Here is a 13579-nt window from a genome sequence, read left to right on the forward strand (position 1 = left end):
GGAGAGGCCGGAACGTGACCACCGACACATTCCGCTGGGATAGGGTCGTTCTGTGTCAAACAGGTGGCTGTCGTGGTTGTCCCCCTCCCGGCGGCGCCCGGCGTCCTCGGACCGTCCGTCGAGTGCCGAGTTGATGCGTCAGGTCCACGCCCTGGGACTCGACCTCCAGGACGGGCTGCACGGCCGGGGCGCGCCCGCCGCCGCCCGGCGGCTGCGTCGGCTGCTCGCGGTGGACGGCGTGATCCTCGCCGATCTCGACGGCCCCGTCGCCGGCCACGGCCGGCGCGTCGGATCGTCCTACGTGGACGGCCTGCTCGCCCAGGTCTTCGAGTACGGCGGCGGCACGCGCGGCCGACTGCCCGACGGCACCGCCGTGTACGCGGTCCCGCTCATGGTGGCCGAGGAGCTGTCCGGGGCGCTGGTGGCCGTGGGCGACCCCGTGGAGGCCGACGTCGAGGCCGCCGCCGCCCTGGTGGCCGAGCACCTCGACCACGCGGCGCTGCGCCGGGCCCGAGCCCGCATCGCCGCCGCCGACCTGCGCTCACTGCGGGCGCAGATCTCCCCCCACTTCGTGCACAACGCGCTCGCCGTGATCGCGGCGCTGGTGCGCACCGACCCCGACCGCGCCCGCCACCTGCTGTCGGACTTCGCCGACTACCTGCGCTACGGCTTCTCCGACAAGGGCGACTACGCGACGGTCGCCGACGAGCTGGAGGCCACCCAGACCTACCTCGAACTCCAGCGGGCCCGGTTCCACGACCGCCTCGACATCACCGTGCGGATGGCTCCGGAGGTGCTGCCGGTGGCGGTCCCGTTCCTGGTGGTGCAGCCGATCGTGGAGAACGCCATCCGGCACGGGCTGGAACGGAAGGAGGGGCGCGGGCACATCAGCGTGTCCGGGTACGGCGAGGGGCCGCTGTGCGTGATCGAGATCGAGGACGACGGGGTCGGCATGCACCCGGACCTGGCCCGGTCACTGCTGGCGGGCACCGGACCCGAGTCGCGGGGGGTGGGGCTGGCCAACGTGGACCAGCGGCTGCGCGCCGTCTACGGTCCCGAGTACGGTCTGGTGATCGAGACCGCACTCGGAGAGGGGACGAAGGTGACCGTGCGCGTACCGAGGTTCACCCGGGGGGTGGTGGCACCGTGAGGGCGCGGCTCAGGGTTCTGGTCGTCGAGGACGAGGCGTCGACCCGGCAGGAGATGGCCGCACTGCTCGGGGACATGCCCGAGGTCGCGGAGGTCCTGGTCGCCGAGAACGGCGCGACGGCGGTACGGCTCCTGGGCACGACGACGATCGACGCGGCGTTCCTCGACATCCTCATGCCCGGCCTGGACGGCATGGACGTGGCGCGGGTGCTGAGCGTGCTGTCGGAGCCGCCGTCGATCGTGTTCGTGACGGCCTCGGAGGCGCACGCCGTGGCGGCGTTCGGGATCGGCGCCGTCGACTACCTGCTCAAACCGATCCGGCCCGAGCGGCTGGCGGAGGCGGTCGGCCGGATCGCGCAGCTGCGGCGGCCCTCCGGAGCGGCCCCGCCCGCCGAGGACCTGCACGTGGTCCAGATCGACTCCGGGCGGCGGACGGTGTTCGTCAAACGCGACGACGTGCAGTTCGTCGAGGCCCGGGGGGACTACGTGCGCCTGCACACCGCCGACGGCACACACCTGATCCGGCTGTCGCTGTCCTACCTGGAGGAGGTGTGGGCGGCGGCGGGGTTCGTGCGGGTGCACCGCGGCTACCTCGTCGCCATCCCGTGGGTGCGGGACCTGCGGGTGACCTCCTCCTCGGGCCTGGTGGCGGGAACCCCGGCCGGTGACGTTCCGGTCAGCCGCAGGCACGGCCGCCACCTGCGCGAACAGCTGCTGGAGGCGGCCCGGCGGGACCAGCTGGGTCGGGCGGCGAACGCGCGCTCCGGGCGGGGCGGAGCCCGGGACGGTGACGGCCACCCGGACCGGCCGACGCCATGAGCGCGCGCCGGGAGAAGCTGACGAGCCCCCAGACGCGGGTGGCGTTGGCGAGGGGCAACCGGCCGGTGCAGCACCTGCTGCCGATCCCCGAACCGGTGGACACGGAGCGGGCGCGGCGCCTGTTCCGCGCCCAGCGGCGGGTCGCGGTGCGCACGGTCGCGCTGCTGTCGGCGCTGCTCTTCGGGATGAGCGGGGCGTTCGCCCTGTTCCCGGTGCTGGGGCGGGTCCGGTGGGCGGAGATCCCGATGTCGTGGCTGCTGTTGACGGTGGTGGTGTACCCCTCGCTGTTCGGGCTGGCGCTGTGGCACGTGCGCTCGGCCGAGCGCGTCGAGGAGGGGGATCCCGAACACGGCCCGGAGGCGGGTGCGTCCGCGCCCCGGAGCGCGGGACCGGACGGGAGCGGGCGGTGATCTCCGTCCTGGCCATCGGTCTGGTCCTGGTCACCAGTCTGGTGATCGGTGTCTACGGGGTGCGGGCGGCGCGGTCGGCCTCGGACTTCCTGGTGGCCTCACGCCGCGTCACACCCCACTGGAACGCGATGGCGATCGCCGGAGAGTACCTGTCGGCCGCCTCGATGCTGGGGCTGGCGGGCCTGGTGCTCAAGAACGGGGTCGGCGCGATGTGGTACGCGGTCGGGTTCACCGCGGGCTACGTGGCGGTGGTGGCGCTGGTGGCGGGGCCGATGCGTCGGTCCGGGGCCTACACCGTCCCCGACTTCGCGGAGTACCGGCTGGGTGCGCCGCGGCTGCGCAAGCTCTGCGGCCTCGTGGTGCTGGTGATCATGCTGCTGTACCTGGTGCCCCAGTTCAAGGGGGCCGGAGTGGTGCTGTCCCTGGTCAGCGGGACACCGTACTGGGTGGGCGTGGTGCTCGCGGGGGTCGTGGTGAGCGGGTCGATCGCCGCGGGGGGCATGCGGTCGGCGACCTACGTGCAGGCCTTCCACTACGTGGTCAAACTGGCCTTCATCGCCGTGCCCGCCGTGTACCTCGTGGCGGTGGCGGGGGCGGACACCCGGGCCGAGGCCCTGCACCCGGAGTGGGGGACGCGTTTCCCCGAGACGACGCCGGTGGAGTTCACCGTGGGCACGCGTTTCCACCTGGAGGCGCCGGTCACGGTGACCGACGCCTCCGGCGCCCCGGTGGAGCTGGCGGCGGGCGAGCACACGGTGGCGGCGGGGACCGAGTACGTGTTCCCGGCCGGGGCGGGCGTCCCGCACCCGGCGGGCCTGCCGGAGCTCGGCGGCGGCCAGTGGCGCACACCGCTGCTGGGTACGGGCGGGTTCGCCCTGTTCGAGACGTGGTCGACGCTGCTGGCGATCACGCTCGGGTGCATGGGCCTGCCGCACGTCATCATGCGTTTCCACACCAGTGCGACCGCGCACGTCGCCCGCCGGGTGGGGGTCGGCGTGATCGCGCTGCTCGGGCTGTTCTACCTGTTCCCGACGGTGTACGGGCTGCTGGGGCGGGTGCTGACCCCGCAGCTCGTCCTGCTGCGGGGCACCGACACGGTCGCGGTGGTGCTGCCCGCCGAGGCGGCTCCGGGCACGGCGGGCACCCTGCTGACCGCGCTGGTGGCGGCGGGGGCGTTCGGCGCGTTCCTGTCGACCTCGTCCGGGCTGCTGTTGGCGCTGGCGGGCGGGCTGTCGCACGATCTGTTCCAGGGGAGCGTGCCCCGGCTGCGGCTGGCGGTCGCGGTGGGGGCGTGCGTGGCCGTGCTGATGGCGTTGCCGGTCGAGGGAATCGACATCAACGTGCTCGTGGTGTGGGCGTTCACGGTGGCGGCGTCGACCTTCTGCCCGCTCCTGGTCCTGGGCATCTGGTGGCGGCGGCTGACGCTGCCGGGGGCTGCGGCCGGTCTGGTCGTCGGCGCGGTGACGGCGACGGGCGCGGTCGGGTGGTCGATCCTCGCGCCCACACCGCCCGGATGGCCGGCGGTCCTGTTGGCGCAGCCCGCGGCGTGGACGATCCCGCTGGCCTTCACGACGATGGCGGTCGCCTCCCGGTTCACCCGCCCGCCGGACTGGGCCGAGCACGCGGTCCTGCGCCTCCACTCCCCCTGAAGCGGCGGTTTCGGGGGTGCGTCCGACCCCGAGGCCGTACGATCACACCACGACCCCGCCGTGCCACGAGGAGTGACATGCCCCCCTCTCGACGTACCCTGTCCGCCCTGATGGCGGCCAGCGGGCTCGTGCTCGCCTGTTCCGCGGCGGCCGCCGCCCAGGACGCCGACGGCCCCGCCGGGCCCGTGACGGTCGACCCGTCGGGGGTGCGGGCGCACGGCGGCGGGGCGGGTGTGGACGTGGGTCCCGACGGGGTGGACGTCACCGCGCCGGACACGCGGATCCGGGTGCGCGCCGGGTCCTACGTCCTGGTGTGCGCCAGCGGGGTACGCGTGGTGGTGCGGACGGGCGAGGCCCCGCCGTGCGAGCCCGCCGAACCGGGGCCGCCGGAGCCGGAGCCGCCCGTTCCCTCCGATCCCGGGGCGCCGGTCGACCCCGGGCGCCCGGCCGATCCCGGCGCCTCCGAGCCGCCGTCCGAGGCCGGGCGGGAGGCGACCGAGCCCGACCCCGCCGCCCCGGCGTCCGACCCCACCGAGTCCGGCGAGGCGGCGCCGACGGAGGAGCCCGCCGACGAGGCGCCCTCGGCGGCCCCCGAGCCGCCGCCCGAGGTGCCCGAGGCGGTGCGCGAGGAGGTGTTGGCGGACGTCTCCGCCCCCGGCGGTCAGGCGGCCGCCGGGGCGTTCACCCCCATGCGCACGATGGTCGTCGTCGTGATCGTCGCCGCCCTGGCCGCCGCGGGTTCGGGTCGGGCGGCGGCGCGGAGAATCGGCTGACGATCCGCTGATCAGGGGGAGGCCAGGGCGCGGTCGGTGCGCTCGAAGGCGGCCAGGGTGTCCTCCATCCCCCCGGCGTCGGTGGCGAGGATGCCGTTGTACGGCGTGCCCAGGTAGAAGAGCAGCACGATGGTGCCGAAGACGAACGCCAGGTTGACCGACGCCCAGAAGTAGGCCACCCGCGAGCCCCGCCTGATCATGGCGAACGGCAGCACGGCGACGGCCACGCCGGAGACGACCGCGATCACCAGCAGGACGGGCGGGACCGAGTCCCCCGCCGCGTCCGCGCGTTCGATGCGGGCGTCGCTCAGGTTGGTGAGCTCCTGGCGGGCGGTCAGCCGGTCCAGGCCGTCGCCGGTGTCGGAGACCGACAGCACCCGGACCGACGCGGCCAGGTCGGCGAGCGCCCTGTCCCCCTCGGGGCTCAGTACGCCGTCGCGCTCCATCCGGGGCCAGTCGTCCTCCACGACCGTGGTGAGGTAGGCGCGCAGCTGGGAGCGGACCAGCTCGCCCTCCGCCTCGGGGAAGGCGGCGGTGCTCCAGTACAGCGACTGGGCCGCGCCCGCCTCGGAGACCGTGCCGTCCTCGGCCCCCTTGAAGTCCTCCCAGCCGATCACGACCCCCATCGCCGCGGCCACGAGGTACAGGGCGAGCGCGCAGGGGGCGACGACGACGCCGACGGCTCCACCGGAGTACTCGTCGCTGACGCCGAGTCTCCGGGCGGCGAGCAGCGCGCCGATGACCATCGTGACCAGGACGGCGAGGACCAGCAGGAGCGACATCATGAGTTATCCCGGGGGAAGGCGGTGGGTTACCCGTCCATGCGTAGCACGGGCGGGGCCGCCGCCTGGGGCGAAGGGAGGAACGCCCCGAAATGTGCCTTCGCCCGCCCCCTCGGGGCACCGGCGAACCAACGGCGGTCCTCCTCCCCCTGACCGCCGACCCGCCGCGGGTCTACGCTGGTGGTACCGGCACCGGACCGCAGCGCCGTGGGGGAAGACGACATGGCGACGTTCAGGATCAACGAGGGGTACAGCGACACCGTCGACGTCGAGGCCGACCACTTCATGACCGTCGGAGCTTTCGTCGACTTCACCAGGGAGGGCATCGGCGTGGTCTTCCGCATCGCGGCCGACCGGGTGCGCACGATCAAGCGCATCGAGGAGTGACCGCGCGGCGGGTTCCGGGCGGGCGCGGGGACGGTGGGGCCGCCTGCCCCGTCCCGACCCGGGGCCGGGGACACGTGCGAGGGGGCGCGGGTGCCACGGTTCCCGCGCCCCCTGGGGCCGACCCCGTGCGCGGAAGGCGGGGTCGGCGGGGACGCCTACTGACCGAGCCGGTCCAGCAGTGCGTGGTACTCGTCCCAGAGCTCGCTGGGCAGGTGGTCGCCGAAGATCTTGAAGAACTCGGGGACCAGGGCGGCCTCCTGCTTCCAGATGTCGCGGTCCACGGACAGCAGGAACTCCAGGTCCTCGCGGGACAGGTCCAGGCCCTCGGTGTCGATGGCGTCGGGGGTCGGCACGTTGCCGATCGGGGTGCTGACCGCCTCGGCGCGGCCCTCCAGGCGCTCCACAATCCACTTGATCACGCGGCTGTTCTCACCGAAGCCGGGCCAGACGAAGCGGCCGTCGGCGTCCTTGCGGAACCAGTTCACGTAGAAGATCCTGGGCAGCTTGGCCTGGTCGGCCCCCGCGCCCACCCGCAGCCAGTGGGCGAAGTAGTCGCCCATGTTGTAGCCGCAGAACGGCAGCATGGCGAAGGGGTCGCGGCGCAGCTCGCCGACGGTGCCCTCGGCGGCCGCGGTCTTCTCGGAGGAGACGTTGGCGCCAAGGTAGACGCCGTGCTGCCAGCTCAGGGACTCGGTGACCAGCGGGACCGCGGTGGCGCGGCGACCGCCGAACAGGATGGCCGAGATCGGCACACCCGCCGGGTCCTCCCACTCGGGGGCGATGGTCGGCGCCTGCCCGGCCGGGGTGGTGAAGCGGGAGTTCGGGTGGGCGGCGGGCTCGGGGGAGTCCGGCGTCCAGTCGCGGCCCTTCCAGTCGGTCAGGTGCGCGGGCGGCTCCTCGGTGAGGCCCTCCCACCACACGTCGCCGTCGTCGGTGAGGGCGACGTTGGTGAAGATGCTGTTGCCCCACAGCGTCTCGACGGCGTTGGCGTTGGTGTCGGCGCCGGTTCCGGGGGCGACGCCGAAGAAGCCCGCCTCGGGGTTGATAGCGCGGAGCTGACCCTGGGAGTCGAAGCGCATCCAGGCGATGTCGTCACCGACGGTCTCGACCTTCCAGCCGGGGATGGTCGGCTGGAGCATGGCGAGGTTGGTCTTGCCACAGGCGCTCGGGAAGGCGGCGGCGATGTAGTGCGACTTCCCCTCGGGGGAGGTGACCTTGAGGATCAGCATGTGCTCGGCCAGCCAGCCCTCGTCGCGGGCCATGACCGAGGCGATGCGCAGCGCGTAGCACTTCTTGCCGAGGAGGGCGTTGCCGCCGTAGCCGGACCCGTAGGACCAGATCTCGCGCGTCTCGGGGAAGTGGGAGATGTACTTGGTGCTGTTGCACGGCCAGGGAACGTCCTGCTGGCCGGGCTCCAGGGGCGCGCCGACGGAGTGGACGGCCTTGACGAAGTCCCCGCGCTCCTCGATGAGGCGCAGGGCCGCCGACCCCATGCGGGCCATGATCCGCATGGACACCACGACGTAGGGGGAGTCGGTGATCTCGACACCGAGCTGGGAGATGTCGCCGCCGAGCGGACCCATGCAGAAGGGCACGACGTACATGGTGCGGCCGCGCATGGCGCCCTTGAAGACCTCGCCGAAGGTGGCGCGCATCTCGTCGGGGGCGATCCAGTTGTTCGTGGGGCCCGCGTCCTCCTCGCGCTCGGAGCAGATGAAGGTGCGGTCCTCCACCCGGGCGACGTCGGTGGGGTCGGACGTGCAGTAGAAGCTGTTGGGCCGTTTCTCCGGGTTGAGTCGGGTGAACGTGCCCTGCTCGACGAGCAGGTCGGTGAGACGGGTCCACTCCTCGTCGGATCCGTCGCACCACACGACCGCGTCCGGCTGCGTGAGCTCGGCCACCTCGCGCACCCAGGAGACCAGCTCCTCATGGTCGGTCGGGGCAACACCCACATCGATACCCACGTCAGTCACAGCCGCTCCTCTTCGAAGGTCGAGATCTCTCGCATCATGAACGACGACGCGGGGTAGTGACCAATTGGTATAGGCCAATGGTCTAAATATGTGAACGGACGACTCCGGATTCCGCTGCACAGCAAGGGATTCACGTCGTGTACCAGCGTGCCGGACACCACCCTCCAAGGTCACGCTCCGACACAGGTGGGAGCGGCTTTTCCCAGAACAGAGGGCGGTTGCCCCACCAGCCACAACCCACGGCGGCGGCCGGTGCTCTTCGTCACATGACGGGCACCGGCCGCCGCCGGGAGCCACTAGACCTCTCCCCTCGGGAGCCGTCTCACCACCGCTCGTTCTCCCAGGCGGGGGCAGACGGACGGGGACCGGCGCCCGGTGAGGAGGGAGACGCGGAACAGTCCCAGCCGCCGTTCACGCAGTCGACCACGTCCGCCATCAGTTCGCGCGGCATCACGTTGATGTGGTCGGAGTGGTCGGTGAGCGGGTCGTGCCGCTCCTCGGGGAAACCGTCCACGGCGAAGTCGGCGCCGTCGGGCACCTCGTACACCAGCGTCTGGCGCAGCCGCGGCACGGCGACGAACCCGTCCGGGCAGTCGCCGCCCCGCTCCGGGAAGACGATGTGCGAACGGTTGTCCGCGCTCTCGGTGTTCTCCCCGTCCCAGCAGCTCGGGAAGTCGAAGACGCGCACGACGTCGCTGCCCCGGGGGCAGAGCGGGTAGCGGTCGGCGAACGCGCGGTCCTCGAACCCCGTGCAGGTCCACCGGGCGTTGGCGTTCGCCCCCTCCTGCGTGGCGGCTCGGGCGTTGCCGGTGATGATCTGGAGGAACTCCGGCATCGCGGTCACCGGCCCCCGGGCGTTGCCGAGGAACTCGATGGTCACCGACGAGGGCGTGAGGATCCGGCCCACGTTCCCGTCCAGGCCGCCGCCGGGCAGCCCGGCGTCGTCGCCCGCCACGGTGGTGTCGCGCAGCACCGGCCAGTAGTGCATGGACCGGTCGCCGCCCGCGCAGGTCGTGTCCCCCCGGGCGAGGATCGCGTTGTTCACGTCGACGTCGTCGGTGAACCGGTCGACGTCCTGGTTCCCGACGTAGTCGTGCGTGTGCCGGGCCCCGTTGGGCACCCCCGGGGACACGATGACGTTCTCGGAGTTGCGCAGGCCGCCGCCGTTGACGCCGCAGTCGACGGTGAACCTGCCGGTGGAGGCGTCCGGACCGGGCCGGGGATCGCCCTCGCGCGGCGGCGCCTGGGCGATGGGGGCGAAGTCCTCCGCGAAGGGTCCGCCGGGGCGGTACTCCTCGGGATCGCGGTGGGGCCGGTCGGCCTCGGCCGACGCCAGCCGCCCCTCCGCCGGGGGATCGGCGTCGACGAGGACCGCCGTCACTCCCCCCGCGACCAGGAGCAGGGCCCCGGCCCCGCCGAGGACGCGGTGGCGTCCGCGCCGGCGGAGCCGCCTCGGTGATCGTGGTCGTGGTCGTTCGTCCGTCATCGGTGTACTCCTGTGTGGTCGGACACGCGGCTTCCACCGCGTGACAGCGGGATGGACACGGGAAGGGGGTGGGCCGCGCCGGTTCCCCTTCGGGCCCCGATGGGGGCGGGTTCAGGGCAGGGGGCGCCGCTCCGGGGGCCTGGGCGCGGGCAGCTCCTCGTACTCGACGAGACCGGTGCTCTCCAACAGCGTGATGTGCCGCAGCACCATGAGCATCCCGTGCTGGCAGAAGGACCGGACGAGCTCGTTGCGGGTTCCGGCCCGGACCTCGGCCAGGACCGCCAGGACCTCGCCGTGCGCGGCGCGCAGCCGGTTGGCGAACACCCGGTCGAACTCGGCCCCGGACAGTCCGGACAGCTCGTCCATCCAGCGCCGCTGGTTCGGGTTGGGTTCGCTGGGCAGCCGCACGTCGAGCCGGGCCGCGACCCGGCGCACCTGCTCGTCCATGAGGATGTGGTCCTCGGCGAGGATGCCGCCCACCTCGCGGACGCGGTCGAGTTGGGCCCGGTCCCGGGCCTGCTGGCCCACGGGGATCTCCCACAGACCGGCCTGGCGGACCTTGACGAGCGCGTCGACGTCGGCCGGGCCGAGCGGCCCGTGCTCGGTGCCGACCCAGTCGTTCCAGAACACGCCCGAGACGCCCGTGGTGCCGTTCGGAGCGATCATGAACACCGTCATCGAGGCCAGGACGAGGAAGCCGACCACGCCGAGGAGCTCGATCCGGCGCGGGGAGCGCCAGGCGGGCCGCCTCCGTTCGGGGAGGGGGCCGGCCTCGGCGCGGTGGGTTCCCCCCGGGCGGAGCGGGATGTCGTGCGCCTCCATCGAGATCAGGCCCCGGGCCGGGCGGGGACGCCCGGGACCGTCACTCGGTGGGCGGGCGCGGGACGGTAGTCGCCGTCGTAGCCGTAGCCGTCCGTCCCGCCTCCGGAACCGGCGGAGCCGTCGGTGCCGGTGGAGCCGCCGGTGCCGTCCTGGGCGGCGGTGACCATCCGGCCGGAGGGGTCGACGACGTACCACGCGCCGCCCACACCCTGGCCGTTGACGTCCCCCGGGGCGGCGTCGCCGGCGTAGGTGTACAGCGGCCATTCGGCGTAGGTCAGCTGTAACGAACCGTCGTCGCGCTCGATCGTGTCGACGAGGTCGGCCGTGGCCGCGCCGTCGGCGCTCACGGGCGCGCCCTCGTCGGTGACGCGCACCGGGGGCCAGTTCTCGGCACACCCGTCGACGCAGGTGGAGCGGTTGGGATCGTCGTCGGCGAACCGGTAGAGGACGTTGCCGTCCCCATCGGTGAGGACGTCGCCGAACCGTTCGTCCCGGACGGTTCCGAGGGCGGCGACGTCCTCGCCTCCGTCGGCCGCCCCGGCGTCGGCCCCCTCGGGTCCGGCGGGGTCCGCGGGGCTCTCGCCCCCGGGGGCCGCGCCGGAGGACTCCGGGGCGGAACCGTCGGTGGAACATGCCGTGACCAGTAGGAACAGGGCCAGGCCGAGGGCCTTGGCACCCTTCGCCTCAGTGTTCACATGCCTCTCCCATCAGGTTGGTTCACCGGGACCGTTTATCTGACCGTGATCGCCCGGATTCCGGACAGTATGGCCCCGGACATCGATTCACAAAAAATTGGGAAGCGCTCCCACACCTCTGGATCCACGACTGAACTGGGCCTTCGTATACCGAAAAAAATCCGCCCGGCCACTTGACAGCCGGGCGCGCTCCGGGCAATCCGTGGAAACACCTGGCGGAGACCTCCGGCCGGTGCTACCTTCGGCCGCCACGAGCGTGACTCGTACATCTCCCACCAATTCGGCCGCGCCGCGTGGACGCACACCACCCGGCGCCGAAAGGGGTGGACACATGTTCACAGGGAACCGCGAATCCAGCGGACTCCCCCTGAATGTCAGATATCTGATCCGCCACCGCCCGCCACGGCGCCCACGACCGTGGAGATGGGTGTCCCTGCTGGTCGGAGCCGTCGCAGCGAATACTTTCCTGGCACTGGTCGTGCCGGCGAACATCGCGGCGACGCGCGTCGTCCAGGATCTCCTGTGGACCTATTCGGGCGCGATATCCCTCGTCGGACTCACTGTGACAATGAGCCTTGGCATTATCGCCACCGACCGCGTTATCAGCACCCCGCGACTACGTGTAATCCACCAATCATCCCACAAGTCAATGGCGTTGATTTCCATGGGGTTCCTCCTTCCCCATGTCGTCCTCCAGATCTCGTACACCCGGCTGAACGCCCTCAACGCATTGCTCCCGTTCGGCACCGATCCGGCGGTCGCGTACGGAATCATCGCCACCGATCTGTTGGTCGTCGTCACCGTCACCGGCGTCCTGCGCGGCTGGTTCACCGGAGACCGTCACCCGTGGGTCTGGCGCGTGACGCACCTGGCCGCCTACCTGTCCTGGCCACCGGCCCTGGTACACGGGCTGACCGTGGGCCGCGCCGCCCCGGCCTGGGTCGTGCTCGCCTACCTGCTGTGCCTGCTGGCCGTCTGCGGCGCCCTCGTGCTGCGGCTGGTGGCGACCGTCCGGGGAGGCCCCGGCGGCCCCGCCGAGGAGCGCGCCGCCTCCGAACGGCTCTCACCCCCCGGTTCCGTCCCCGTTCCGGAACCGGGCCCCGGGCCGTCGTCCCGCCGGGGGAGGCGCCCGTGATCACCCTCACCATCGGCCGACCGCGGCTGACCGCGGGACTGGACGAGCATGAGCGCGTCGACCACGACACCCACCTGCGCCTGCACGGCGCACTCCCCGGGATGACCGCCGACGACCTGCTCGCCCTCGCCGAACTCGGCTCGCTCCGCGGCCGCGGCGGCGCCGGGTTCCCCTTCGCGCGCAAGCTCCGCGCCGTGCTGCGCTCCGCGCGCCGCCGGGGCGTGCCCGCGCGCGTGGTGGTCAACGCGACCGAGGGCGAGCCCGGCAGCGCCAAGGACCGGATGCTGCTCGAACGCCTGCCCCATCTCGTCCTCGACGGCGCGGAGATGGCCGCCCGGGCCCTCGGGGCGCCCGAGGTGGTCGTGGGGATCGCCGACCGCGCGGAGCCCGGGACCGACGGCGATCCGGTCCGGGAGTCCCTGCGCGCGGCGGTGGCCGAACGCCGGTCCTCGGTGGGCCTGCGGCTGGTCCGGATGCCGCACCGGTTCGTCTCCGGACAGGCCGGCGCCCTCGTCCAGGGCATCAACGGCGGCCCCCCGATCCCGCCCGGCCGCCCCCGGCGCGCCAGCGAGAGCGGGGTCGCGGGCCTGCCCACCCTGCTGTCCAACGCCGAGACCTACGCGCACGCGGCGCTGCTCGCCCTCGGCGGGGCCTACCAGTACGCGTCGGTGGGGACGGCTGACCAGCCGGGCACGATCCTGCTCACGGTCGGCGGGTCCGTCGTCGTGGAGGCCCCCGCCGGCACCCCGCTGGTCCAGGTGCTGCACATGTGCGACGTGTCCCCGGGCCAGGCCGTGCTCGTCGGCGGCTACCACGGGGCCTGGCTCTCCCCCGAGGTCGTGGACCGGGTCCGCCTGTCGCACACGGAGGTGGCGGAGGCGGGCGGCACCCTGGGCGCCGGGGTCGTCCTGCCCCTGCCGGCGACGACCTGCCCGCTGGGGGAGGTCGCGCGGGTCCTGCGGTACCTGGCCGGGGAGGCCGCGGGCCAGTGCGGTCCGTGCCTGCGCGGGCTGCCCGCGCTGGCCGAGTCGTTCTCCGCGCTGGCCGCCGGTGCGGGCGGGCCGGAGGCGGTCCTGGGCGCGGCGGCGGTGGGTGAGGGCAGGGGCGCCTGCGCGCACCCGGACGGAAGCGCCGTCTTCGCGCGCAGTGCGCTGGCGGTGTTCGGCGAGGACGTGTCCGAGCACACCCGCGGGAGCGGGTGCGGGCGCCCCGTCGCCGGCCGGCTGCCGCTGGCGGACGGACCGACCGCCCGCCGGACCCGGCTGTCGGTGGACTGGTCGCGCTGCGACGGGCACGGACTGTGCGCGGAACTGCTGCCGGGCCTGATCCGACCGGACCGCGACGGGTACCCCGAGGACCAGGACGTCACCGTGCCGGACGCCCTGGTGGGCGACGCCGAACTGGCCGTGCGCATGTGTCCGGCCCTGGCGCTGCGCCTGCGCCCCGGGACGTGAGGGGTGGGCGGGGACCGAGGCGTCCCCTCGGGGGAGACGGGCACC

General features: G+C 73.2%; 13 protein-coding genes. 8 read left to right on the forward strand and 5 right to left on the reverse strand.

The genetic code is table 11. The features are described from left to right. The first annotated feature begins 133 nt into the window (after nucleotides 1-133). The 5 genes from DVR05_RS13090 to DVR05_RS13110 all read left to right on the forward strand — a co-directional run bounded on the left by DVR05_RS13090 (nucleotide 134) and on the right by DVR05_RS13110 (nucleotide 4800). The gene (locus DVR05_RS13090; RefSeq protein WP_116246134.1) at nucleotides 134-1150 is read left to right on the forward strand and encodes a sensor histidine kinase; all 1017 of its coding nucleotides are present in this window, start codon (nucleotides 134-136) and stop codon (nucleotides 1148-1150) included. Continuing rightward, the gene (locus DVR05_RS13095) at nucleotides 1147-1968 is read left to right on the forward strand and encodes a LytTR family DNA-binding domain-containing protein (protein ID WP_116246135.1); all 822 of its coding nucleotides are present in this window, start codon (nucleotides 1147-1149) and stop codon (nucleotides 1966-1968) included. Before DVR05_RS13090 ends, DVR05_RS13095 begins: the two co-directional genes overlap by 4 nt. After that, on the forward strand, nucleotides 1965-2378 hold the full coding sequence (locus DVR05_RS13100; protein ID WP_116246136.1) for a hypothetical protein: 414 nt from the start codon (nucleotides 1965-1967) through the stop codon (nucleotides 2376-2378). Before DVR05_RS13095 ends, DVR05_RS13100 begins: the two co-directional genes overlap by 4 nt. Continuing rightward, on the forward strand, nucleotides 2375-4027 hold the full coding sequence (locus tag DVR05_RS13105) for a cation acetate symporter (RefSeq protein WP_116246137.1): 1653 nt from the start codon (nucleotides 2375-2377) through the stop codon (nucleotides 4025-4027). The genes DVR05_RS13100 and DVR05_RS13105 overlap by 4 nt, the downstream gene beginning before the upstream one ends. 77 nt (nucleotides 4028-4104) lie before the next feature. Beyond that, nucleotides 4105-4800, forward strand: coding sequence for a hypothetical protein (locus tag DVR05_RS13110; RefSeq protein ID WP_116246138.1), 696 nt, complete (start codon nucleotides 4105-4107; stop codon nucleotides 4798-4800). An 11-nt stretch (nucleotides 4801-4811) separates the two neighbouring features. On the opposite strand, the gene DVR05_RS13115 is transcribed toward DVR05_RS13110, so the two are convergent. After that, the gene (locus DVR05_RS13115; protein ID WP_116246139.1) at nucleotides 4812-5585 is read right to left on the reverse strand and encodes a DUF4239 domain-containing protein; all 774 of its coding nucleotides are present in this window, start codon (nucleotides 5583-5585) and stop codon (nucleotides 4812-4814) included. A 219-nt stretch (nucleotides 5586-5804) separates the two neighbouring features. Here DVR05_RS13115 and DVR05_RS26610 point away from each other — a divergent pair, with 219 nt between their 5' ends. Further along, nucleotides 5805-5969 (forward strand): hypothetical protein, encoded by a 165-nt coding sequence (locus DVR05_RS26610; protein ID WP_157982437.1) that lies wholly within the window; start codon nucleotides 5805-5807, stop codon nucleotides 5967-5969. Nucleotides 5970-6124: 155 nt separating this feature from the next. Here DVR05_RS26610 and DVR05_RS13120 read toward each other — a convergent pair whose 3' ends face one another. The 4 genes from DVR05_RS13120 to DVR05_RS13135 all read right to left on the reverse strand — a co-directional run bounded on the left by DVR05_RS13120 (nucleotide 6125) and on the right by DVR05_RS13135 (nucleotide 10945). After that, nucleotides 6125-7933 (reverse strand): phosphoenolpyruvate carboxykinase (GTP), encoded by a 1809-nt coding sequence (locus tag DVR05_RS13120; protein ID WP_116246268.1) that lies wholly within the window; start codon nucleotides 7931-7933, stop codon nucleotides 6125-6127. Between the two features lie 331 nt (nucleotides 7934-8264). Further along, a complete protein-coding gene (locus DVR05_RS13125; protein ID WP_116246140.1) occupies nucleotides 8265-9428 on the reverse strand; it encodes a DUF1996 domain-containing protein in 1164 nt (387 codons plus the stop codon). 111 nt (nucleotides 9429-9539) lie between these two features. Continuing rightward, nucleotides 9540-10250 carry a DUF4142 domain-containing protein gene (locus tag DVR05_RS13130; protein ID WP_116246141.1) on the reverse strand — a complete coding sequence of 237 codons (711 nt, stop codon included), beginning with the start codon at nucleotides 10248-10250 and terminating at the stop codon, nucleotides 9540-9542. Between the two features lie 5 nt (nucleotides 10251-10255). Then, nucleotides 10256-10945 (reverse strand): hypothetical protein, encoded by a 690-nt coding sequence (locus DVR05_RS13135; protein ID WP_116246142.1) that lies wholly within the window; start codon nucleotides 10943-10945, stop codon nucleotides 10256-10258. A 649-nt stretch (nucleotides 10946-11594) separates the two neighbouring features. Between DVR05_RS13135 and DVR05_RS13140 the strand changes: the two genes are divergently transcribed. After that, complete coding sequence (locus DVR05_RS13140; RefSeq protein WP_157982438.1) at nucleotides 11595-12080, forward strand: hypothetical protein; 486 nt, start codon at nucleotides 11595-11597, stop codon at nucleotides 12078-12080. Then, a complete protein-coding gene (locus DVR05_RS13145) occupies nucleotides 12077-13534 on the forward strand; it encodes an NADH-quinone oxidoreductase subunit NuoF family protein (protein ID WP_116246144.1) in 1458 nt (485 codons plus the stop codon). Before DVR05_RS13140 ends, DVR05_RS13145 begins: the two co-directional genes overlap by 4 nt. Nucleotides 13535-13579: the final 45 nt, after the last annotated feature.

This window comes from Nocardiopsis sp. FIRDI 009, assembly GCF_003386285.1.
Lineage (GTDB): Bacteria > Actinomycetota > Actinomycetes > Streptosporangiales > Streptosporangiaceae > Nocardiopsis.

What these genes read in the sequence shown, in the direction of transcription:
- DVR05_RS13100 (WP_116246136.1), top strand. Translation starts at nt 1,965, where the DNA reads ATGAGCGCGCGCCGGGAGAAGCTGACGAGCCCCCAGACGCGGGTGGCG.
- DVR05_RS13110 (WP_116246138.1), top strand. Translation starts at nt 4,105, where the DNA reads ATGCCCCCCTCTCGACGTACCCTGTCCGCCCTGATGGCGGCCAGCGGG.
- DVR05_RS13115 (WP_116246139.1), bottom strand. Translation starts at nt 5,585, where the DNA reads ATGATGTCGCTCCTGCTGGTCCTCGCCGTCCTGGTCACGATGGTCATC.
- DVR05_RS13125 (WP_116246140.1), bottom strand. Translation starts at nt 9,428, where the DNA reads ATGACGGACGAACGACCACGACCACGATCACCGAGGCGGCTCCGCCGG.
- DVR05_RS13140 (WP_157982438.1), top strand. Translation starts at nt 11,595, where the DNA reads ATGGCGTTGATTTCCATGGGGTTCCTCCTTCCCCATGTCGTCCTCCAG.
- DVR05_RS13090 (WP_116246134.1), top strand. Translation starts at nt 134, where the DNA reads ATGCGTCAGGTCCACGCCCTGGGACTCGACCTCCAGGACGGGCTGCAC.
- DVR05_RS26610 (WP_157982437.1), top strand. Translation starts at nt 5,805, where the DNA reads ATGGCGACGTTCAGGATCAACGAGGGGTACAGCGACACCGTCGACGTC.
- DVR05_RS13130 (WP_116246141.1), bottom strand. Translation starts at nt 10,250, where the DNA reads ATGGAGGCGCACGACATCCCGCTCCGCCCGGGGGGAACCCACCGCGCC.